Below are 23,189 nucleotides of genomic sequence, written 5' to 3'. Positions count from 1 at the left end.
AGATAACGACCTGCCAGCATGGCCGAAGGCCCTTCTAACGCCAATGTTTGCATCAGCACCTGAGTCACCAAGGACGGTACAGAGCTGGTGTTTTCCCGGTGCTGTTGGTTGGTCGTAATTGATGGACAATCCACCGGAGTCAATGATGAACAATAAGAAGATGCGATGGGGAGTATTTGCCCCGATGGCGGTCCTGCTGGTCGCTACCGCAGTCCTGGGAATCGCAGCCCCTCAGTGGTTCTACAACATACAGTCGACGGTGGTTGAGTTCGCCTTCAGCAACTTCGGCTGGCTGTTCAGTTTGACCGTTTTCGTCTTGATCTTCGTCTGTCTGTATCTGGGCTTCTCGAAATTCGGAAAGATCAAAATCGGTGGTGACTCAGCCAAACCGAACTTGTCGAAATGGCAATGGTTTGCGATCTCTCTGACCAGCGGCATCGGTACGGGCATCCTGTTCTGGGGTACCGCCGAACCGTTGACTCATTTTATGAACCCTCCGGCGGCGCTCGGGCTGGAGCCAGGTTCTGAACAGGCAGCAACTTTTTCGATTGCGGCCGTGACGATGCAGTGGACGATTGCCCCATATGCCTTGTACGTCATCTGCGGAATAGCAATCGGATACGCACATTACAACAAGGGCATGCCTTATGCAGTCAGCTCTGCTCTGTATCCCATTTTCGGAAAGCGGGCGCTTGGGGGCATCGGAACTGTCGTTGACAATGTCTGCATGTTCGCCATTGCTGGTGCCATGTCCGCGATCCTCGGTGAAGGGGTGTTGCAGATCGGCAGCGGCGTCTCGCACTATACGGACATCGTCAACGGGCCCACTCTGTGGGCTGCCATCGCCATTCTCATCACCATCACCTATATTCTGTCGAGCTACACCGGTCTCCAAAAAGGAATCAAATTCCTGGCCGAGCAGAACACCAGGCTCTTCCTCTTGCTTTTGGTCTTCGTGCTCGTGGTTGGCCCAACGGCCTACATCATGACCATTGGTACTCAAGGAACTGGAAAGTACTTTTCCGATTTCGCGGAGATGCATCTGTGGTTCAGCCCGATGGATGGTGAATCGTGGCCTCGCGATTGGCCAATTTTCGAATGGGCGCTGTGGGGAGCCAATGCGCCTTTGATCGGTATGTTCATCGCTCGGGTCTCTTATGGGCGTACGATCCGTGAGTTCGTCACGGTCAATATGCTGTTACCAGCGGCCTTCGGCGCATTCTGGTTTTGGGTATTCGGTGGAGCGGCGATGTACTTCGACTGGAAGGGCGACGGCAAACTCTGGGACATCATTAACGGCGAAGGCGGTGTGCCACTGTCCCTGTTCGCTTTCCTGGACGAACTCCCACTATCGCTGCTCTTTGGCATCCTGATGCTGATCGCAATCTTTATCTCCTTCACCACTCTGGCTGATTCACTGACCACCACGATGTCGTCTCTGACAACTACCGGAAACGACCTCAAGAATCCGGAGCCACCGGCTATCGTCAAGATCTTCTGGGGCGGGCTGATCGGTATTCTGGCGATTCTTACCGTGACGGCCGGGACTGGAGGGGAGATTTCGGGCATCGACGCGGTCAAACAGACCGCAACCCTTGCAGGATTCCCCGTATTGTTCCTGATCATCCTCATCTCCTTCTCTGCCGTTAAATACCTTCGGTCGGACACGAAAGTGATGGGTGAACCGAGGGATGACCCGGCTGAAGCTGCGCAACTCGAGAACTGAGCCTGTTCCCGTTTCTGCCGTCAGACCGAAAGCATCAACAATGTCTTTTCGAGCGAAGGAGCATGAGATCAACACGCAAGAATATGTGACCATCAGTCCCTCTGGGTTCAACGTCGATGACCTGCATCGCATCGCCCGAGATCGACACCTGGTGCGGCTTTCAGATGATGCGCGTCGCGGGATTCGGGAGTCCCGGCGAGTCGTCGACGATCTGCTGAGCCAGGATGCAATTGTCTATGGAATTACGACCGGCGTCGGCGATAACAGCAAGATCCGAATCAGCCCGGAGGAATCAGCCCAACTGCAGCTCAGCCTTGTCCGCAGCCACGCCAGCGGAGTGGGAGACCTTCTTTCTGCGGTCGAAACGCGTGCGGTGATGACAATGATGGTCCGAAACCTTTCGCTCGGGTACTCCGGGATCAGGGAAGAAGTCGTGGATCTGCTTCTTGGCATGTTGAACGAAGACGTGATCCCGCGAGTTCCTCGCAAGGGGTCGCTCGGGTACCTGTCGTACCAAGCCCACATCGCGTTGGTTCTCATCGATGAGGGCGAAGCGTGCGTGGATGGTTCGGAGGTCTCTGGTGCAGAAGCGCTCAAACGCCGGGGACTGAGGCCGGTCGTCCTGCAGGCAAAAGAGGGACTGAGCCTGCTCAACGGCACGTGCGACATGGTCGCACTCGGAGGCCTTGCCGTGCACGATGCCGTGTCGCTGCTGAAGACTGCAGACATCGCAAGCTCCGTTTCGGTTGAGGGACTTCGCGGGAACCTTTCCGCATTCGATGCCCGCATCGGCGCTGTGAAGAAGCACGAGGGCGTCGGGGCGACGGCCGAAAACCTCCGAACATTGTTGCAGGGAAGCAACTTGGAGGACGCGGATACCCAGCGCAAGGTGCAGGACGCGCTGAGCCTGAGATCAATTCCTCAAGTACACGGTGCCGCCAAAGATATGATTCGATTCGTCAAGTCTGTGATCGAAGACGAAATGAACTCCGCGACCGATAACCCGCTGATCTTCGCCGAGGATGAGATGTCATTGTCGTCGTCGAATTGTCATGGTGAATCTGTGGCGATGGCTCTGGACATGCTCGCAATAGCACTTACAGAACTCTCCAGCATCTCGGAACGGCGGACATTCCGGCTGACTTCCGCCCACCATAGCGGACTTCCACCATTCTTGTCGCCGAATCCGGGCACCGACTCGGGGTACATGATTCCTCAGTACACGGCCGCTGCGCTGGTCTCGGACAACAAGCGGTTGGCTCAGCCTGCCTCGGTGGATTCCATCCCATCGGCAGCGGGTCAGGAGGACCATGTGAGCATGGGTACCTCTTCTGCGCTCAAGAGTCTCGAAGTCATCGAGAATGTAGCGCACGTGCTTGCGATCGAGTTTTTGTGTGCATGCCAAGCGGTGGAGTTCATCTCCTCTGAACCCATCGGACGGGGTGTGGGCGCTGCTCACGACACAATTCGAGCAGTGGTCCCGAAGCTTGAGAGAGACCGCCAGGTCCACAAGGATATCGAAGCGATTCATTCTCTGATCGTCGGTGAAGAACTCATAGCTGCGGTGGAGTCAGGTGGGAGCAAATTGCGCACAGTTTGACCCGGATGACTTGAGAAACATGACGGCGGGCATCATGTAGACGACACAGTGTTGGTGGGGTCGATGACTTCAACCGGCGTCAGTGCCGGTATTTCAGGTGTCAGTTCCGACAAGACGTCCGGCAACCAGACAGCGAGTTCATCCTCGTGCAGGACTTCGGCCATGAGGTCGGCCTCGCAGAGTCTGGGGGAGAGGAAGTCATGGCCGCTGCGCTCCTGACGGAAGTCCCACGCCTGGTCCACGGCATAGAAGCGACGGGCCGCCTCGGCGATGGCTTCGGAGGTCGATGGTCCATGCCCAACCGTATGGTCGTTCCCAGCTCGGGTTGTCTCGGAGGAAATCCGCCTCGGCGCGCATATTATCCTCGCTGAGGTGGGTGGAGACTGTCTCGATGGCTTCGTCTCGCCAATTCGCGCTATGGGCAGACTCGGTGCCCAGAAGTGACGCCAACAGATAGTGCATGTGCACGCTGGAGTGCCAGTCGAATGAGTTCGCGAAGGCCGGGTTCTTCTCGCTTGCCGGCACGATGTCGATCAATCCGCGTGCGACATGGTGGGCGGCGAACGGATACTCGCGGGTGATGTTGGCCAGGGCCGCCTCGGCGAAGGGGTGGACGAAGTCAGCAGCCGATGTCATGAGAACGATTCTGCCACCCTGGGTCGTCGCCCATCTGAAAATCAGACAGTGGACATACAGAACGACTATTGGAATCGATCAAGCGACGTCATTAGGCTCGAAGCACCACCTCAGCCGGAGAGCGGTGGCCCTTTCACTTCACCCATCCACACACAATCTTGTGCTCGACAGGGCACTCAACATGCCGAGGAAGTCATGTTCAATTCTCAGATTGCCGACCCTGCGGGACCGGCCAGCTCGTCGGATGCGAGTCCTACTCAGCAAAAACAGCCGATCGGACTCTTCACCCTCTCGTCCATCGAGATGTGGGAGCGCTTCAGCTTCTACGGACTCCAAGTCATCCTCGCCTATTACATATACTACTCGGCCGGCGACGGTGGATTGGGACTGACCGAAACCGAAGCCCTGGCCATTGCCGGCGCCTACGGTGGTGCCGTCTACCTCGGTCAGCCCGTGGGAGCCTGGTTCGCCGATCGACTGGTCGCGGCTCGAACGATGGTGATGGCCGGCGGCGCTATCATCATGGCGGGGCACATCAGCCTCGCGGCCCTACCGGGAATGGCGGGGCTTCTCACGGGCCTGGCGCTCATCACGATCGGCACGGGTGCGCTCGCGCCCAACACTCATGCCATGGTGGGTCGGCTGTACGCTCAACCATCACCTCGGCGGGATTCCGGTTATGCGATCTTCTACACAGGTATCCTCATCGGTGCCCTGTTTGGCCCACTTGCTACCGGGTACCTCCAGGTCGAACTAGGGTTCCACTATGGGTTCGGTGCCGCGGCAGTCGGCATGGCAATCGGTCTCATCACATATTTCCTCGGTCGCAACACAGTGCCCGAAGAATCTCGGATCGTCCCGAACCCGGTGAGTTCGCAGGGCAAGTGGAAAGCTGCAGGGTTCGGCATCGTTGTGGTTGCCGTCATCGCCATGCTCGTGAGCACGGGACTCATGTCCACCGGCAATCTCAACAACTACGTGCTCGGGACGATCCTCATCGTCGCCGTCGTGTACTTCGTGGCCATGCTGCGATCGAAGAACGTGACCGTGGACGAGCGCCTGAAGGTCAAGGCGTTCATCCCGCTCTTCATCACCGGCGCGATTTTCTGGACTATGATCCTCCAACTCTTCACCACATTCGCCGTCTACGCTGATTCACGGGTGGAACTGAACATCGGCAGCTACTCGATGCCCGCCGCTTATATCAGCACATTCGAAGTCATCGCCGGCATCATCGCGGGGCCGATCATCGCCGCGTATGGGCAGAAGCTGGCGAACCGACCCAACCGTCGCATTCCGAGCACGACGTCGAAGCTCGCATTCGGTTTCGTGTTGATGACTCTGACGTTCGGGCTCTTCGCGATCTTCCCATTGATCTTCTCCGGCCTGATTCCTCTCGTCGCTGTCATCGCCGGCATGATCGTCATGGGCATCACCGAGGTGACCTACGCACCGATCGGCATGTCAGTGGCCTCCCAGCTGTCTCCCGTTGCCTTCAACTCCCAGATGATGGCCCTATGGGGTTTGACCACAGCCGCCGGTGCCAGTCTCTCCGGCTTCATGGGACAGCTGTACTCCGAGACCAGCGAAGTCGGATTCTTTGCCCTCATGACCGTGATCAGTCTGCTCACGGCAATCTTCCTCTACGCAATCCGCGGCCCACTGCGGAAGCTTGGCGTCGCCTGACCTTCCACAGCTCTGCACCTTCCCACGACCAAGGAGTTCCTCATGCCTGTCGCTGACCGTATCTACCGCGGCGGAACCATTCATACGATGGATCCGATGACACCAACAACAGACGCCGTCGCCATCGACGCGGGAACAATCATCGCCATCGGCGATGCCAACTGCACGACAGCGACCGGTCCCGACACCGAAGTGATCGATTTGAACGGTCGGACACTGATCCCCGGGTTCCATGACGCTCACGCCCACCCCGTCCTCGGCGGGTTGGGGATGGTGGAATGCAACCTCGACGACATCCACGGCTACCAGCCTTATCTCGATCGAATCGCCGAGTACGCTGATGAACATCCAGACGACGAATGGGTGCTCGGGTCCGGGTGGTACGGGGACGTTTTCACCGATGGATTCCCTCACCGCCGCGATCTGGACTCCGTTGTCAGCGATCGCCCTGCCTCGATCACCAGCCACGATGCTCACGGCACTTGGGTCAACACCCGTGCCCTCGAGGTCGCGGGGATCACTCGCGATACTCCTGACCCTGATGGCGGACGTATCGTCAAGGACGCCGAGGGCAATCCCACGGGGCTGCTCTTCGAAAGCGCAGCGGAACTCGTCACAGGCCTGTTCCCTCCGAACACCCCGGCGGATGTGGAACTGGCACTGAGGAACTCGCAGGACTACTTCCATTCGCTGGGCATTGTCGGCTGGCAAGATGCCGGCGTCGGGGTCCTCACGGGCTCACCGATCGATACCTTTCACCCATACATCTCGACTGCCGAAGACGGCGGATTTGCCAGTAAGGTCACCGCCGCGCTGTGGTGGGACCGTGCCGTCCCCTATGCCCAGCAGATCGAGACCGTCAAGGAACGGCGAGCCACGTTCCAAGGCATCGACGGCAACCGGCGCCGAGGTGGTCTGCAGGCCACGGTCGTCAAGATCATGCTCGACGGTGTCTGTGAGAACCTCACCGGCGCTCTCAAACGCTCCTACCGCGGTCACGATCACGAACATGGTCTGCTCATGTTCGAGGCCGATGAACTCAACGAGATCGTCAGCGGCCTCGAAGCTAACGACTTCGACGTCCACATCCATGCCGTGGGCGACAACGCGCTCAAACTGGCTGTTGACGCACTGACCCAGAACGGTGGACCGTCGCCGGCGCGTCGCCATCAGGTCGCCCATCTCGACATCGCCGACCCCGCCGAACTCGCCAGGATGGCGAAGGCCGGGATCATCGCCAATGTGCAGCCCTTGTGGGCCAGGCGTGACTCGGTTCTCGTCGACACTAAGTTGCCGCTGCTCCACGAGGATCAGCAGTCCCATCACTTCATCTTCGCCTCGATGAGGGACGCCGGAGTCCGGCTGTCTTTCGGCAGCGACTGGCCGGTCTCGAGCCCCGATCCGATCTGGGGCATGCATGTTGCAGTCAACCGGACGGCCCCACACAATGATCCCCATGGTCAGGACGATGTCGCGCAGAATGAACCGCTGCTCGGCGACGAGAGAATCACTGTGCAGCAGGCACTGCGGGCCTACACACTCGACTCTGCCTATGCGAATGGGTTCGACGATGTTTCGGGAAGCATCACGGTGGGCAAGTCAGCGGACTTCGCGATCCTTGACCGGGACCCGTTCGAGGTGGTGCCGGGGGATCTTGGTGACATTCTGGTGGAGACTACAGTGTCTGCGGGAGAGGTTGTCTATCAGCGGAGTTGATTCCTTTTCCTGAAGGATGAGCCGTTGACGACTGTGGTCGGGATATTCGCCGCAGAGTAGGTTGTGGACCGAGTGTTTCCCTGACGGACGACAGAGACAATGGCGATGTCGCCGCAAGTACTGGGTAAAACGGGCGGGCCAGGCATCTTGCGCGCATGACTCGACCGAGCTCGACATCGTTGCCATTTGTTTCGCTTGCTGTGGGCTGTACTATCCGTGCCATCTCTGCCATACCGAATGCGCCGGGCACCTCGCGAAGCAATGGCCCCGCGAAGAGTGGAACCGGTGTGCCATTCTCTGTGGTGTGTGCTGGACGCAGCTGACGTTCGAGGCTTATATGGGGTGGGCGCGTGGCCGAGGTGCACTGCGCAATTCACCACCGGGCTCTAAGGCGCATTCGTCGTCTTTTCGGCACGAGTTTTTCGAACATCTGACTCATAGTGCCAACAACGGACAGGTTCAGTGCATGAACTGCATGACTGTCAGCATCGTGGCCATGCCAAGGCTTTCGAACATCAGCGTGGGCCGTTTGCGGGTCAGAGCCTGTACCGCGCAGAGCGCAAGCAGCAGCGATACGACGATGACGCTCAACGTGATGACACCGGTGGCGAGAGAGCCGTCGAAGGACTGCCCGTGGTGCTGATGAACGGCGTGTGCATCGGCACCCGCAGCAGCATGATGGGCGCCATGGTTGAGGGCCTGCCAGGCCATGATCGGATAAGCGGCCGCGGAGAGGATCGCGGACGATCTTCCCAAGTGAGGGACCGGGCGGGCTTTGTGCCAGTCGGTCGGGTGCTCCAGCGACGATGACTCGGCCGTACTGTCCATGGAAATGTGAGCGGGGGAGTGGGCGACATTGGCTCTGACAAGAACTTTTTCGGGCAAGGAACTCATTGCTTTCGCTGTCGGCTTCTCCTTCAGCCTCGACCCGAGCCTCACCGCAACACACAATCCGACGAGGAGCAGCAGCCCCGACCAAAGGACGGGTGGCAGAGCACTGACGAACGCCAGGTCCACCATGGCCAGCAACATCACCGATGATGCGGTGATCGCCATGCGACTCCGTGAATTGATGGCCCCGATGACACAGGGAACTGCCGCGGCGACCATGAGAATGGATGCGATGGGGCCCATGTGATGTTCGCCCTCCTTTGGGCATCGGTCGTTCTTGTTTGCCTACAGACGACCAGGTCTTTGTGAGAGTACCGGAAAGGGCGGTGTTCGAGCACTCGGTCTCGAACACCGCCCTGTACGCGAATGTCAGCCGCACTCGCAGGAACTGCCGCCTTCCGAGGTGCAGTGGCCCGACTTGGGTCGTGGCACATCGAGTGCGGGGTTCTGATCGAAGAAGCCGTAGGGCTTCATCGAGAAGCCGAGGCGGTCGACAGGCATGATCGGCCAGTCTTCGGGCCGCGGGAAGTGGGTCATCGCAAACGAGGGCCAGAGGACGATGTCATCACCGTCGACCGGACGCTGCTGCTCGACCCACTGGGTGATGGTGCCCTGTCCCGGGTTCTGGTTCGGATAGGTCCCGGATGGGAAACGCTCGTTCTCGTCGAACTGAGTCAGCCACACGTGCCTCGACCCGAATCCGGCGCGCTTCGAGATCGACGATCCCTCGGCGGCCATCATCGTCGGCTCGTCGGGCATGTGCAGCTGGTAACCGACGGGGAACCCATGACGGTTCTGCTTCTCCGGGTTGATGACGTGCCAGACTCGACCGACTTCTCCATTGGCGAGCCTGCCGCCCTCCTCGGTCAGGCGGGTCTGCTTGCGGGTGAACGCATTGCCGTAAGGGTTGTCGTCACCGAAGGGAACGCGCACGACTTCCTGTTCGTCGACCGCATTCTCGATGCCGTCGACCTGCATGTCCAGGCGGGCACAGAACATGTGCTGGTGGAAGGGCATGCCGAGGCCTTCGTCGCCGAGCGGTGATGACCAGCGCTGACGCTGGGGCTCATCGCCGTAGGCGGCGGTGTAGACGATACCTGTGGCCTTGCACTCGAGTTCGATTGTGCCGTCAAGATAGAGGTACCAGTAGAAGCCGTAGTCGTAGTTGCCGACGGTGATGAAGAAGGAGATGACGATGCGCCGGTTGCGGCGCACATCGGCGGCTCCGGTGAACTCATCGGTGTGCTTGAAGAGAATACCGGCGTCCTCTTCATGGATGCAGATCGCGTTCTTGATCGTGTGTGCGTGACCCTGTTCGTCGGCGAGCACAGCGTCGGAGTACTGGATCTCGCCGAGGCAGTCGCAGCCGAGTTCGAGCGAGTTCGCGCTCTTGCCCATCGAGTACTCACCGGCGTCAAAGTAGTTCTGCCAGAAGCGCACTGGGCTGGGGTCGCCGTAGGGGACGACCATCTCGGCGACAGATGCGCGGTAGACGATGGGGCGATGCTCGCCGTTGTCGTCGAAGCCGATCTGGTGGAGGACGAGTCCCTCGACCGGATCGAAGCCGAGGCGAACCTGCCACTTCTCCCACGTCAGCACGTCACCGTCGAGAGAGAAGCTGACGCCTTCGGGCTGAGAGATCTCGATCGGTTTCTGCGTCGTGCGTGGTTCGGGCAGCCACGAGTCGAGATGGTAGTCGAAGCGTTCCTTGGGCACCGGGACAATGTCGGTGTCGATGACGTCGATGACCTCGCCGGTGTTGAGGTCGAGGTAGGCGACGAGTCCCTCGAGCGGGTGCGCCCAGGCGTTGTCCTGTGGGTCGGACTGGATGAAGGAGGAACCGCGGACGAGGCGACGGCCCTTCTCGCCGGGAATGTCGAAGCGGCCGGCCGAGAGTGCACAGATGCGCACTGTCTCCATGTCGGTGATGCCGCGCGCTTCGACGGCAGCACGGAACGTGGTGTCGTTGCGGATCATCTGTTCGGCCGATTCGTACTCGGTCATCGTGATCGGGGCCTGACCTTCGGTCGCGACGTCGAGTACGCGAGCGAGCAGAACCTTGCGATCGGTCAGAGACACGAGAACCTCAGTCTGTTCTCCACTGCCGCGTTCGACTAGGAGTGATCGAACTCGCCGATCAAGATGGGTTGCGCCGGCGATCACATCACGCTTTTCAGGTTCGACGAGGCTGACCAGAGCGAACAGCGTCTGCTCGCTGACGTGGCCAGCGTCGACGATGATGGCTCGGCTGAGTTCAATCTCCTCGCCGGTCAGGCGGTCGAGGGGGTGTGAAGCGGTCGACGTGGGAGACGTCGTTGAGGTGGTCGTGGTCATTTCGTTCAGACACCTTCCGGGGTAGTGAGTGGCTTGTCGAGGCTGGCTTGCAGCGTCTCGGGGTCAAGAGCGGGCCGGTATTCGCGGATCTTGGCACCGCGGATATAGCCGACGATCGCGAGAGCGGCAAGAACGATGAGAGTGCCGAGGGTGAGCGCGGTGAACGGTCCCTGGTCGACACCCCATTCGTCGAGGAAGTTGTAGTCGAGGCCGAAGAGCCGATCGAGAGTGCCAGGGAAGATGGCGACCCACGAGCCGAGCAGGATCCAGAGGAAGGCGATGCCGCCGAGGATGGTGAAGCCGATGTTGCTCACGGGCACGCGGAACGGGCGCTCGATGTCCGGGTGCTTCCACCGCAGTCTGATGGCTGCCGGGATGATGAGGAGGTAACTGAGCAGGAAGGTCGAGATGGAAATCGAGAGCACGACGCCGAACAGCGCTCCTGCGTCACCACTGAGTTGCATGGCGGCGATGAGGAAGACGGTGGCAACGACCCCCGAAAGCAGATTGACGTTGACAGGAGTGCCCAGTCCTCGGGAGATCTTGCCGAAGAACCCGCCGAAGAAGGCGCCGTCTGCGGCGGTGAGCGCCTGCATGCGGTCACTCATGATCATCCAGGCAGCGCCCTGTGAAGCGAGGATGATGACGAACAGCAGAGCTGCGACGACGACCATGACATCGGCGGCGGGACCGTAGATCGTAAAGACGGTCTTGACTGCATCGAGCATGCCGCCGATTCCCGTGATGGTCTCGGTGGGAAGTACGAGCAGCATGGCCAGGACGGGCAGGAGGTAGCAGAGAGCCGAGATGAAGCCCGAGCGTGCGATTGCGGCCGGGATGTCCTTTTTTGGGTCCTTCATCTCATCCGATGCGCTGTTTGATGCCTCGAAGCCGAGGTAAGAGAAGAGCAGCAGCGGAACGAGGCCGAGGAATCCGCCGAGGCTGGGGCTGAAGTCGGAGAGGTGCAGTGGCTGCACACCGTGCTGTGCTGCGTAGATGATCGTGGTGAAGAGGAAGAACGCGATGAAGATGACTTTGAGGGCACCGCCGAGAGTGGGCAGCCACTTGGCTTTCGACAGTGACACGATCGCGGCGAGCACAGTGATCCAGATGAAGACGATCTTGAAGACCCAATCGCCGACCGATCCTGCCTCAAGCGGGCTGATGAACTGGTTCCATGTTCCGGTGGCCAAGAACGCCATGGAGCCGCCGACCCACACCGGCTGAGTGACCCAGCTGAGGATGGACGCGATTGCGCCGGCGGGCCGGCCGAAGGCTTGGCGGACCCACAGATAGGCACCGCCCTCGCCGACGAACGAGCTGCCGGTCTCGGCGAAGACGAGGGCATAGGGCACGAGGAAGAAGACAGCGAGAACGAGTGTCCAGGTGAAGGTTTCTGCGCCGAAGCCTGCTGTCTCAGCGAGGACTTCGATGCTGAGCACAGCCGACATGACAATGAGCACGATGTCGAAGCGACCGAGAGTCTTCTTCAGATGCTGCTTCTGTTCGTCCGCGTATGCGGTGGTCTGTTCGTGTGAAGACACCATCCACCTCCTTGTGAGTGGGCGTCCATTTGATTCTTTGGGTTACACCCAAAAGAATGGCATGGACGGCCAGCGATGAACAGAGGAAAGTGGCGCTATCGCCATAGCGATCAGTGTTGATCTAGATCACTTCAGGAGATAATGAGGGTATGGCGAGACCGAAGAATCAGAAGGCGCGTCGTGAACAGCTGGTCCACTCGGCCAAGCAGGCCATCGTTGCACGGGGCCTCAACGGCCTGCGCGCGATCGATGTTGCCGCCTATTCGGAGCTAGGTGCCGGGTCGGTTGCGTACTACTACCCGGACCTCGGCGATCTGGTGCGCGATGTCCACGAGGACGCTGTTTCACGGTTCTACTGGAACCGGAGGCAGCAGAGGGCCGAGGGAGAGGACCCAGCGGTCAGGCTGCGGCGTACGATCCGCAGCGGAATTCCGACGTCGCTTGATGACATTGACTTTCAGGTGCTCAATGAGCTGCACACTCACGCTCATCGGGACGCCTTCCACGCCGAACTCATGGCAGAGCTCTACCGCCTCGAGGTCTCGCTGTACATCGATGTGCTGAGCGAAGGCGTTGTTGCGGGTGAGTTCACGATGGCATTGCCGGTCGAGACAGCGGCGAGCAATCTGGTGGCGATGGAAGACGCCTATGGCCTGCACTTCATGGGCGGAACACCGCTCGACGCCGACGATATCTATCGGATGATCGCCGCCAATGCCGAAGTCATGGCGGGGTGCCGGCTGGGGGAATAGCGGCCAGGCTGCGAATGGACCTGGTGCGTTGACGTGCGATCTATGCATCTGAGTGTGATTGGAAATACTGTGTCGACTCCAATCGGCTGGAAGCCTCATCTCTCGCGCATTGCGGGTTGGAATTGCGTCCAAAATCTCTTGCGTTCAACGCCGGACGCGAGCCTCCCACGTATATATAGGCAAGACCGTGGGGAAGTTATGAGCGATCTCCAACAAACATTTCGGGCGATGGAGAACTGGTGGATCCGCTCAGGAGATTCGCTGCAGTTTTAGGCGCTGCCCTGCACGACAGATCTATCGGATATTCAGTGTCTTTGAGGCGCCCATGAAATCCGTTTGACAAAAATGGAGGGTTTTCAGGTCGCCGAGGCTTCTCATCCGACATATGTTGAGAATAGTTGTGGTCTTCTTCGACTTAACGTTATTGGCTCCTCGATCGTTAACCGGAATGATGGCATCACTCGATCTGTCAAAGGAGACCAGCGATGACCCTGCCTAACAACGGAACCGCCGAAACTGTCCGTCAGCCTCAACCCAGCCTCCGACGTACCATTCTCGGTGCGTCGGTCGGAAACTTTGTGGAATGGTACGAATTCGCCGTCTATGGAGTGCTAGCCGCATACATCTCGCAGGCAATGTTTCCTACAGACGACCCTTCGGCAGCCATGCTGAACACTTGGGCGGCATTCGGTGTGGCCTTCCTCGTCCGACCGATCGGTGGAGTGCTTCTTGCACGTTTAGGTGACCGCCTTGGACGACGTCAAATTCTGTTCGTGACGATTACGATGATGTCCGTCGCGACCTTCTCCATGGCCTTGATACCTTCGTATTCGACAATCGGACTCGCGGCACCAGTTATTCTCATCTGTGTCCGCGTTGCCCAAGGGATCGCTGCGGGAGGGGAGTTCTCTGGAGCCGCTGCGTTTCTCTATGAGCATGCGCCAGTCAACCGCCGTGCAAGAACGATCAGCTACCTTGGGGTGAGTTCTTTCTGTGCGACTGTTTCCGGATCAGCTTTGGCGACGCTTTTGACCTTCACTTTATCCGATGGTGCAATGCAGACATGGGGGTGGCGGATAGTCTTCGCAACGGCACTTCCACTTGGATTCATCGGGATCTACATTCGCCGACACCTGGCGGAGACCCCAGACTTTCAGAAGCTCCAAGACCAGAAGGCGACAAACACACATGTGCCGCAAACGGAGAGCCTATGGCGCGTGTTTCGAGACAATCGCAAATCGATCCTGCTCTACCTGGGGTTCGGTGGTTTCTACTCAATCGCTGTATATGTAAGCTTCTCAGCGTACTTCGCTTTCCTACTGATCAATGGCATGGCCACAGGCACAGCCTTGGCCATCAACACGATCGCTGGCTTAGTCATCATTGCGGGGATTCTGATCACTGGCGGATTGGCGGACCATTTCGGCAGAAGACAAATCCTGATCGTCTGCTCCGCCACCATGGCTGTGGTCGTTATCCCAGCTTTCCTTCTGGGCGCAACCGGAGCTTTCGGACTAGGTTTGCTTGGCGCACTGATCTTCGTTGTGCCCTTGTCGGTTTTCATCACACCGGCAATCATTAACGTGGCAGAACTCTTTCCGACTGAGGTGCGCGTCACCGCTGGTGCTGCGGCCTACAATCTCACTGTAATCGTGGGCGGGTTCACCCCCTACATGGCGGCGTGGCTGACTCAATCTGCCAACTCTCATCTCGCGTTTCCTATATGCGTCGCGGTGACCGCTGTCATCGCACTGGCCGTTGTGGTGTTCTGGTATCGAGAGCCGAAGTTTGGCCAAACGACCAGCACCTCCGTCTAGTCGGCTGCTGAACGCTACGGTGATCACCACAAATGATGATTCGAGGTTCATGTGATCAAGAATTGATGAACCGGCGGCTGCGCAACCAAAGATGAAGGACAAGCCGCGTTGAACCATTCTCGAGATCGAGTCCGGTGGACTCTTGGAATCTGTTGATCCGGTAATACACGGTGGTGCGGTGAATGTTGAGTTCCTCTGCGGTGCGGATAGCATTGCCTGCCTGGTCGAGGAACGTCTCAATCAACTGCAACGTTGATTCCGGCTGAGAGACCTGCAGTCGGCGGAGCGCTGGAGGGATGAGCCAGTCGTCATAACTGGGCCCCACCATGGCACCGATCATTACGTCAGTTGGGTTGTCGGACCACGAGGTGATCTTCCGATGGTACGCCCTCCCAACTTTCACGGCGACTAGCGCTTGAGCGTGAGACTCAGCAATCGTCTCCAAATCAGGCTGGTCCGAGCCGATCCCGATGGTGGTCTCTGCTGCAAGCTTCTTGTCGAGCAGCCGAACTTCTTCGTGGATTCTGTGTGCGAACGATTGAACAGCTTCATAACTCGTCGAGGTACGTGAGCCCAGGACAATCGTCGACTGCGATGCGCCAGGGGTGAAAGCACATGCGTCTTGCCACCGTCCTGTCTTCGCAGCGGCCACTGCTCTGCGCACGATGTCCTCGGGCGGTTCTCCTAGAGAGGACCTCAGGTCTGCCTTCATGGCGACCACAAGAACGACATATTCTTCGAAGCCGACCAAGATCTTGCGCTCTCGCATGAACCGTGCGGCTTGCAATCGTTCGAGTGCGTGCGCAGAGAGCAGGTCGGAGATCAACGATTCGGACTCCCGTTCGGAGTCCACTTGAGACTGCGCCCGCCGGGCAAGCGCTTGGCCGATACGTTCGGCTGCCTCAGCGGCAATCGCAAGTGATTCCTCGTCAAGATCCTTGCCGATGATCCACATGAATCCGAGGAGCTCATAACGTGAACGAAGCGGAAAGCAGAGCCGATCCCGCTCAATTCCGATGTCTGGGCGAGCCGAAACGAAAGTGACCTGGCGCCAGTTCTTTGCGCCTTGGTCCATGATGTAGTCCCGCAGCGGCCCGGTGATCTTCCGCCCGACTAAGGACGATAGCCTCGCCTCGTCGACTTCCTCAAAATGCGTACTCGAACCAAGAAGCGCCAATTCCGAATCGTCGACAGCAATGGACCTATGGAGCTTCGCCGCAGTCTGCTCAATCAGTTCCTGGATCGGTTCGAACATCAACAACGCCCCCACCTCATCATGGCTGCAACATCTGTAGGAAGAAGCTCTTCAAACTTCGACATCATACTATCGGCTGCTCAGTGAAGGGCTGAAAGCATGTCAGAACTAGAACTCATACAAGGAGGCAAAGGTGCACAAGGGGTACTCACATATCGTCATCGGGGCCGGAGCGATCGGCTCTGCTGCCGCCTATTGGCTCTCAGGACAGGGAGCTGAACGCATCCTCGTCATCGAACAGTTCAACCTGGTCAATACCTTCGGCTCGTCTGGGGACCACTCCCGGATTATCCGCCATGCATATCATCATGAGAACTACACAAAACTGACTCCCGCAATGTTCAAAGCGTGGAAGCAGGTAGAGAAGAGGTCGGGACTGACCCTGTACACGAAGACAGGTGGACTCGATCTATCTGCCAGCAGCGGCCCAGGCTTCACCGAGATCAACGGTTACAAGCGTGCAATGGATTCCGCGGGAATCAGCTATGAGGAACTCGACATTGATCAGATCAGAGGACGCTACCCGCAGTGGAATTTATCCGAGGACACAATCGGCTTGTACCAAGAGGCCGGGGGAATACTCGATATCCGCAAATCAGTATCCGCCCATACCTCGTTGGCGATGAGCAACGGAGTTGATTTCCTCGCTCGCACTAAAGCAACGCAGATAGACATTCGTGACCGTGGAGTCACTGTGAGAACTGACCGCGGCGCATTCGATGCTGACCATCTAGTCGTGGCGGCTGCCTCGTGGCTAGGTGAACTCATGCCCGATCTCGGGCTCAACTTCCACTTGGCCCTCTCCCAAGAGGAGGTCGGCTATTTCACTGCCCGGAATCTGAGTGACTACACCCCCGATAAGTTCCCAGTGTGGATCTACCACGGCGACGAGGTCCACTACGGCTTCCCGGTTTATGGGGAAGCTGCAATCAAAATCGCTCGAGACATGCGAGGCAGCTTCATTACCGCCGAGGAACGGGTATACGAAGGCAGCAAGAACGAAACTCGAGTTCTCAGCGCATTCTTACGCGAACATCTGCCTGAAGCAGCAGGACCGCCCTTGATGAAGAAGACCTGTGTCTACGACATGCCCCCTGATCGCGACTTCGTCCTCGACACAGTTCCTGGTCATCCGCATATCGCTGTGTTCAATGGCGCAGGACATGCTGGCAAATTCGCCAGTTTAGTCGGCCAGATTCTGGCCGACCTGACGACAGGTCGGCAGATTGAACACGACATAGACGCGTTCAGCCTGACCCGTCCTGCGATCGTCGATCCGGACTACCCATCAACGTTCCGGCTCATTCCCGAAGCTTAGGTGAAGGCCCCGCCGCAACCTCGTCGCAGTGCGCGGCGCCCCTGCACTGTGGATAGAATGAGTAGCTAGCCCGCTGGTCCCGATCGTCGTCTCAGAGACTATCCAGCGAGCTGATGAAGCGTTCCGCTGCCGCGTCGATGTCAGCTGACGGGGTCAACAGCTTTTGCAGAAGCAGTCCTCGAAGTCCGGCGATTGCGATGATGCTCTGCTGCTGAGCGTCCTCCTTCGAGTGGCCGTCCCGAAGGGCTGCTGAGTTCAGTAGGTTGGCCAATTCATCGATGTCTGAGATGAACTCGTCAAATGCCTCGCGATCGTATACGGCTAGGCCAGCCAAGTGAAAGAAGCCACGGCTGCGCCCTTCCACTGCCTCATTCGAGTAGAAGCTCCACAGACTACGACATAAGCGTGTGAAGCCAAAGTCATTCTTCGTTGTGGCGAAAACGAGATTGTCCCGTCGGCGAGCCTCAGACAAGACCGCGGCCAAAAGGCCCGGCCGTGATCCGAAGTGATAGGTCAGGAGAGTGTGATGCACATCCATGCGCTCGGCTATCTGACGCATGGAGAGATTCGAGGCAGGGCCATTGCCACCGAACTCATCGAAAAGTGCCTGCATCAATCGCTCTCGCCCTTGCCCCACTGGTGATCGCACAATGCCTCCCTTGATAGACTCACCACTGTTGAGTAGGTTACCTCATATTGAATTCACCACTGTTTAGTTACGTTCGATAGTCAAGGAGGACATCATGAACGACTACTGGTTGATTGGTGGCATTGTTGCCGATGGTGTGGGAACAGTTCCCTCCGCGGTCGACGTGCGTGTCACAAACGGAAAAATCTCCGAACTGGGACATGCTCCTTCAGGAGCGAAGACTCTAGATCTGAAGGGGAGACTCCTCACTCCGGGCCTTATCGACGCGCACGTCCACCTCGGTCTTTCGAGTCCGATCAGGGCTCAGTTTGGATTCCAGATGTCGGCGGCGGAGATCGCGGCGGACATATTCTCGTCCGCCGGCGCCGCTCTCGATGCGGGTTTCACCACGGTACGCGACACTGGCGGTATCGATGGCGGAGTAGTCGACGTCATTGAGAAGGGCAAGGTTAGAGGACCACGCGTACTAAGTTGTGGCCCGGTCCAGTGCCAGACCGGCGGACACGGGTACTACGGCAGTGCATGGGAACCGACGGAGCTGTGGACGGCGCACCACGTGCCCGGCCTGTGCGCGCTGTCGTTGATGTCGGGTGACGCCGGTGAACTGCGTCGCAATGTTCGAGAGTCATTTCGGCGTGGTGCGACGTTTATCAAGCTCTGTGTCACCGGAGGCGTCGTCGGCGGAAACGATCACCTCAATGACACTCAATTCTCTGTTGACGAGATCTCGGTAGCGGTGGAAGAAGCTCAAGCTCGAGGATCTTATGTCACAGTGCACGCTCACAATAACGCAGGCATTCGCAATGCCGTGCTTGCCGGCGTGCGCTGTGTCGAACACGGGACTGACATCGACGCGCCGACGGCCGAGCTCATGCGCGAACATGATGTGGCATTGGTTCCTACATTCGCAGTCATCGAGCAACTCGCTGATACAGAAGGTATGGGACTCGAAGCTGATGCTCGCGAACGCATCTCTGGGGTTCGTGAACGAATGGCATCGGCGCTCACCCTCGCTACCGAGGCGGGCCTTCGCGTTGGCTTGGGCTCAGACCTTATCGGCCCCAATCAGGGGCGCCGAGGCGAGGAGCTGCGATTGCGCGCCGAATTGCAGACGCCCATGCAAGCACTCGTGTCTGCGACAAGTATCAACGCTGAGATTCTTGGTCTCAAGGAAACTGTGGGAATGATCGGTGAAGGGATGTTGGCCGACTTGGTCGTGTGGCAACAAGACCCGTTGCAGAATGCGAACAATTTCGCCGATCCAGATATGGCCGCAATTGTCATCAAAGCCGGTCGAATAGTGAAGAAGGAGAACTGATGAGCGGAGTACTGCACGGCAGCTTGCCCGACACGGAGTATTTTGAGATCACGTCAAAGACTGGCAACAGCTACGGAATCTGGGTGACCACCCCGCCGAACTACGGAGATTCCACGGAACGCTTGCCGCTGATCTATGTGGTCGATGGCAACTGGTCGGTAGGCCTCACCGCGCCACTCAACGTCACGCAGGCGGATCCTTACCTATCGATCGCGCCGTACATACAGGTCAGCATCGGCTATGCCGGCGTTGAGGCAGCAGACTGGGCATCACTGCGCAATCGTGATCTGGTGCCTCCGGGCGAGCCTGTCAGTGACGAGATGGTATCCACCCTGTCGTCGGCCCGAGACTCCGGCGCAATGACACAAGAACAAGTAGACGCATATCTCTCACTGCTCGCAGATACACACGCGGACGTCTTCCTCGACTTTATTACTGATGAGCTTCACCCTGTACTGCAGTCGCGGTTGAATGTGAGTCAGGCAGGGCACGGACTCTTCGGTTCCTCATATGGAGGCCTCTTTGCCCTTTATGCATGGCTGCGCGGTTCCACCACATTCGCGACTTTCGGCGCGGGCAGCCCCGGCGTGATATCGCCGGAGAGCCGGGTGTTCGACCTCGTTTCGGACCTTCAGCAACGGACCAAGGACTCATCAGGCAAGAAGCTGCACATCACCTTGAACGAAGACGAGATTCTAGGTGACATTGCGATCTACCGAGGACTGGCGCGTAGCGTACTCGACCTCTTGGAGCGGTTGCATAGCAAGGGTTGGTCCCAGGACGTGTCACGGGCAATCCTGCGAGAAACACATGTGACCGGTCTGCAAGCATCCTTCCTGAGCTATCTGAAATCTTGTCATACGCGCTGACTATTCCGAAGGTTATGGATAGATGCAGGCTTGGCGTCATCTGTGTACTCCATGACGCTCTCGATCGAGCAGGCCCTCAGACGGAGATCCAGTCGGCGCCGGAAGATTCCGACGCCGACTGATTGATTAAGACCACACAAGCCCGAGACATAAGGCCCGTGTGAAGGGCAATCACCCCCACTGCAACCAGGTGGTCTTGAAGTCCGAGTAGTTCTCCAGTGCATGTACCGACAGATCCCGACCGAACCCGGACTGCTTGAACCCGCCGAAGGGTGTCGTGAAACCGAGGGCATCGACGGTGTTCACCGACACCGTGCCGGCGACGAGGCGGGACGAGACGCGGTGGGCCCGGGCCATGCTGCCGGTCCACAGTGAGGCCGCGAGCCCATAGGGCGTTCCGTTCGCCTTCTCGATCGCTTCGCCCTCGGTGTCGAAGGGAGCGACGAGAGCGACGGGACCGAAGATCTCGTGCTGGTGGAGGCGGTGGTCGGCGGGCAGGTCGGTGACGATCGTGGGGTCGATGAATGCCTTGGACCCGTTGATCTCCGGGCGATTGCCGCCCTTGATGATGGTGCCGTCCATCCGAGCCTCCTCGACACACTCCCACACCTGGTCAGCATGCTTCTCAGAGACCAGTGAACCGATCGCCGTCTCAGGGTCCAGCGGATCGCCGGGCTGGAAGCCATCAGCCGCAGCTTTGAAAAGTTCGAGGAACTCCTCGTACACGGGGCGTTCGACGAAGATGCGTGAGTTTGCCGAGCACACCTCGCCTTGGTTGTAGAAGGCACCGAATGCCGACTTCCGGGCTGCGGCTTCGAGGTCGTCGCAGTCGGCGAAGACGATGTTCGAACTCTTCCCGCCGGCTTCCAGGGCCAGACGTTTCATGTTCGATGTCCCGGCATACTGCTGGAGCTGCATGGCCACCTCGGTAGAACCGGTGAAGCCGAGCATGTCGACGTCCATGTGCATGCCCAGTGCCTTGCCCACGACCGATCCGCGACCGGGGACGACGTTGAGGATGCCTGCCGGAACTCCCGCGTCGGCAGCGAGTTCGGCCAACAGCAGGATCGAGTGCGAGGCTTCGACCGGGGGTTTGACGACGAGCGCATTGCCTGCCGCCAGGGCCGGAGCGATCTTCCACGTCGCGATTTCCAACGGGTAGTTCCACGGCACGATGATGCCGATGACCCCGAGCGGCTCACGGGTCACCAGAGCGGTCGATCCTACCGGCGTGACCGGGATTTCGTCCGCGGTCTTCTCAATCGCCTCCCCGTAGAAACGGTAGAGCGCGGCGGAACCAGGAGCATCGATCGTCGAAGATTCCCCGATCGGCTTGCCCATGTCGAGAGTGTCGAGCAGAGCGAATTCGTCGGCCCGAGCCTCAATGAGATTAGCCAGGCGCAGCAGCACTTCACGGCGATGGGTGGCCGAGGTTCGTGACCACTCCCCGGATTCGTAGGCGGCACGTGCCGCACTCACCGCAGCATCGACATCGGCCTGCCCGCCGAGGTGGAGCTGCGAGATCGTCTCACCGTTGGCAGGGTTCGTCTTCGCCTGGGTCTGGCCCGAGCGCGCGTCGACGCGTTTGCCGTTGATCACGGGGCGTCCGTCGATGGTCAGCTTCGCTGCCTTGTCATGCCAGGTTGTGGCGACGGCGGCGGGCGCTGAGGCGGTGTCAGTCATGGGAGAGTCTCCAGTCGTGTGTGGTGGTATGGGTGGCTAAGCGCTCGCCGAGGCGGTTGCCGGGGTATCGAGATCATCGTCCTTGAGGAGGTCGATGCCTTTGGTCTCTGGAATCGAGACCACGGTGATGATGCCGACGACGCCGACGACGGCCAAGAAGAAGCCGGGGCTGAGCATGCTGCCAGTGTTCTCGATCAGCCAGGTCAGGGCGTAAGGCGCGGTGCCGGCGAACAGAGCAGCGGTGAGTGCATAGGCGATCGAGAGCCCGGTCTGTCTGGTCCGCGTCGGGAAGAGCTCGACGACGGTCACGGCGTGAGTGCCGAGGATGATGGCGAGGATGAACGCCAGCCCGAAGGTCGAGACGAACGCGGCCAGGTCGGACTGGACCTGCATGAGCATGAACAGCGGGATCGCGAGAACTGTCAGGGAGACTGCGGCGGTCATGAGCACGGGTTTGCGACCGAATTTGTCGGAGGCGATGCCCGAGAGCGGAACGATGATGAGTCCGAGTGCCGAGGCTAGGGTCGAGAGCAGGGCCGCTCGGCCGGGATCGAAGCCCAGCTCGGTCTCCTGATAGGTGAGCAGGTAGACGAGGACGACATAGAACGTGACGTTCATGAAGATCTCCATGCCACAGGTCTGGAGGAACTGTTTGGGGTTGCGCTTGAAGACCTCGCGCAGCGGTGACTCGGAGACGGTCTCCATCTTCTGCAGCGCCTCGAACTCTGGAGTGTCCTCGATCTTGCGGCGGATGTAGAGGCCGACGAGACCCAGTGGAACGGTGATGAGGAAGGGAATCCTCCAGCCGCCCGCCAGCACCTGTTCGGGACTGAGCGCCTGGGTGAGCAGAAAGACGACGAGGGATGCGAGGAGGAACCCGAGCAGGGAGCCGAATTCCAGCCAACTGCAGCCGAAGCCTCGGCGCTTCCGGGGTGAGAACTCGCCGAGGAACGCCGCCGCGCTGCCGAACTCTCCACCGGCGGCCAAGCCCTGGACGATACGGGTGACGATGAGGAGGATCGGAGCGAGCATCCCGATCGTCTCGTAGGTCGGCAGAATGCCGAGGACGAGAGTCGAAGCCGCCATGGCAAGGATGACGACAGAGAGGGTGACCTTGCGTCCGAGTTTGTCGCCGAGGCGACCGAAGATGATCGCACCGATCGGACGAACGAGAAACGAGACCGCGAAGACGGCGAAGGTTGCGAGCAGGCCCGCGGTTTCGTCGCCTTCAGGGAAGAAGATCGCTGCGATCGTCGTCGCCATATAGGCGTAGACGGCCCAGTCGAACCAGTGGACGAGCACGCCGATGGATCCGGCGGCGACGCTCTTCTGCAGGCCCTTCTTGTAGGCCAGATCATTCGCGTCGGCAGGGTGTGCACCGCTCATATCGAGTTC

The 23,189-nt window shown here is 59.1% G+C and carries 18 protein-coding genes; 9 read left to right on the top strand and 9 right to left on the bottom strand.

Annotated elements, in window-relative coordinates; genetic code table 11:
- Positions 1-121: 121 nt before the first annotated feature.
- Both HX613_RS16660 and hutH read left to right on the top strand, forming a co-directional pair.
- The gene (locus tag HX613_RS16660) at positions 122-1,726 is read left to right on the top strand and encodes a BCCT family transporter (RefSeq protein WP_235346347.1); all 1,605 of its coding nucleotides are present in this window, start codon (positions 122-124) and stop codon (positions 1,724-1,726) included.
- The gene (gene hutH / locus HX613_RS16655; RefSeq protein WP_235346346.1) at positions 1,692-3,326 is read left to right on the top strand and encodes a histidine ammonia-lyase; all 1,635 of its coding nucleotides are present in this window, start codon (positions 1,692-1,694) and stop codon (positions 3,324-3,326) included. Before HX613_RS16660 ends, hutH begins: the two co-directional genes overlap by 35 nt.
- A 32-nt stretch (positions 3,327-3,358) precedes the next feature.
- Here hutH and HX613_RS22765 read toward each other — a convergent pair whose 3' ends face one another.
- Complete coding sequence (locus HX613_RS22765) at positions 3,359-3,568, bottom strand: DUF2891 family protein (RefSeq protein WP_235346345.1); 210 nt, start codon at positions 3,566-3,568, stop codon at positions 3,359-3,361.
- A complete protein-coding gene (locus HX613_RS16645; protein ID WP_235346344.1) occupies positions 3,525-3,962 on the bottom strand; it encodes a DUF2891 family protein in 438 nt (145 codons plus the stop codon). The genes HX613_RS22765 and HX613_RS16645 overlap by 44 nt, the downstream gene beginning before the upstream one ends.
- 195 nt (positions 3,963-4,157) lie before the next feature.
- Here HX613_RS16645 and HX613_RS16640 point away from each other — a divergent pair, with 195 nt between their 5' ends.
- Complete coding sequence (locus tag HX613_RS16640; RefSeq protein WP_235346343.1) at positions 4,158-5,648, top strand: peptide MFS transporter; 1,491 nt, start codon at positions 4,158-4,160, stop codon at positions 5,646-5,648.
- A 42-nt stretch (positions 5,649-5,690) separates the two neighbouring features.
- On the top strand, positions 5,691-7,364 hold the full coding sequence (locus tag HX613_RS16635) for an amidohydrolase (RefSeq protein ID WP_235346342.1): 1,674 nt from the start codon (positions 5,691-5,693) through the stop codon (positions 7,362-7,364).
- A 459-nt stretch (positions 7,365-7,823) separates the two neighbouring features.
- Here HX613_RS16635 and HX613_RS16630 read toward each other — a convergent pair whose 3' ends face one another.
- From HX613_RS16630 to HX613_RS16620, 3 genes are all read right to left on the bottom strand, one after another.
- Positions 7,824-8,498: a hypothetical protein gene (locus tag HX613_RS16630; protein ID WP_235346341.1), complete on the bottom strand. Its 675-nt coding sequence runs from the start codon at positions 8,496-8,498 to the stop codon at positions 7,824-7,826.
- 126 nt (positions 8,499-8,624) lie between these two features.
- Positions 8,625-10,589, bottom strand: coding sequence for a primary-amine oxidase (locus HX613_RS16625; protein ID WP_235346340.1), 1,965 nt, complete (start codon positions 10,587-10,589; stop codon positions 8,625-8,627).
- A 5-nt stretch (positions 10,590-10,594) separates the two neighbouring features.
- Complete coding sequence (locus HX613_RS16620; protein ID WP_235346339.1) at positions 10,595-12,136, bottom strand: APC family permease; 1,542 nt, start codon at positions 12,134-12,136, stop codon at positions 10,595-10,597.
- Positions 12,137-12,282: 146 nt separating this feature from the next.
- Here HX613_RS16620 and HX613_RS16615 point away from each other — a divergent pair, with 146 nt between their 5' ends.
- Positions 12,283-12,885 carry a TetR/AcrR family transcriptional regulator gene (locus HX613_RS16615; RefSeq protein ID WP_235346338.1) on the top strand — a complete coding sequence of 201 codons (603 nt, stop codon included), beginning with the start codon at positions 12,283-12,285 and terminating at the stop codon, positions 12,883-12,885.
- Between the two features lie 485 nt (positions 12,886-13,370).
- Positions 13,371-14,702 carry an MFS transporter gene (locus HX613_RS16610; RefSeq protein WP_235346337.1) on the top strand — a complete coding sequence of 444 codons (1,332 nt, stop codon included), beginning with the start codon at positions 13,371-13,373 and terminating at the stop codon, positions 14,700-14,702.
- A 55-nt stretch (positions 14,703-14,757) separates the two neighbouring features.
- On the opposite strand, the gene HX613_RS16605 is transcribed toward HX613_RS16610, so the two are convergent.
- On the bottom strand, positions 14,758-15,957 hold the full coding sequence (locus tag HX613_RS16605; protein WP_235346336.1) for a PucR family transcriptional regulator: 1,200 nt from the start codon (positions 15,955-15,957) through the stop codon (positions 14,758-14,760).
- Between the two features lie 133 nt (positions 15,958-16,090).
- Between HX613_RS16605 and solA the strand changes: the two genes are divergently transcribed.
- Positions 16,091-17,275 carry an N-methyl-L-tryptophan oxidase gene (gene solA, locus HX613_RS16600; RefSeq protein ID WP_235346335.1) on the top strand — a complete coding sequence of 395 codons (1,185 nt, stop codon included), beginning with the start codon at positions 16,091-16,093 and terminating at the stop codon, positions 17,273-17,275.
- Between the two features lie 91 nt (positions 17,276-17,366).
- Here the strand turns inward: solA and HX613_RS16595 are convergent, their stop codons facing one another.
- The gene (locus HX613_RS16595; RefSeq protein ID WP_328284976.1) at positions 17,367-17,891 is read right to left on the bottom strand and encodes a TetR/AcrR family transcriptional regulator; all 525 of its coding nucleotides are present in this window, start codon (positions 17,889-17,891) and stop codon (positions 17,367-17,369) included.
- Positions 17,892-18,018: 127 nt separating this feature from the next.
- Here HX613_RS16595 and HX613_RS16590 point away from each other — a divergent pair, with 127 nt between their 5' ends.
- Together HX613_RS16590 and HX613_RS16585 are read left to right on the top strand one after the other, a co-directional pair.
- Positions 18,019-19,242, top strand: a complete 1,224-nt coding sequence (locus HX613_RS16590; RefSeq protein WP_235346334.1) for a metal-dependent hydrolase family protein — start codon at positions 18,019-18,021, stop codon at positions 19,240-19,242.
- Entirely contained in the window at positions 19,242-20,111 is an 870-nt protein-coding gene (locus HX613_RS16585; protein WP_235346333.1) for an alpha/beta hydrolase, read from the top strand. Before HX613_RS16590 ends, HX613_RS16585 begins: the two co-directional genes overlap by 1 nt.
- A gap of 171 nt (positions 20,112-20,282) precedes the next feature.
- Here HX613_RS16585 and HX613_RS16580 read toward each other — a convergent pair whose 3' ends face one another.
- Positions 20,283-21,794 carry an aldehyde dehydrogenase family protein gene (locus HX613_RS16580; protein WP_235346332.1) on the bottom strand — a complete coding sequence of 504 codons (1,512 nt, stop codon included), beginning with the start codon at positions 21,792-21,794 and terminating at the stop codon, positions 20,283-20,285.
- 36 nt (positions 21,795-21,830) lie between these two features.
- On the bottom strand, positions 21,831-23,180 hold the full coding sequence (locus HX613_RS16575) for an MFS transporter (RefSeq protein ID WP_235346331.1): 1,350 nt from the start codon (positions 23,178-23,180) through the stop codon (positions 21,831-21,833).
- Positions 23,181-23,189 lie beyond the last annotated feature (9 nt).

Source organism: Brevibacterium sp. UCMA 11754 (genome assembly GCF_021532275.1).
Taxonomy (GTDB): Bacteria; Actinomycetota; Actinomycetes; order Actinomycetales; family Brevibacteriaceae; genus Brevibacterium.
This window is presented reverse-complemented; position numbering and strand designations above follow the sequence as displayed.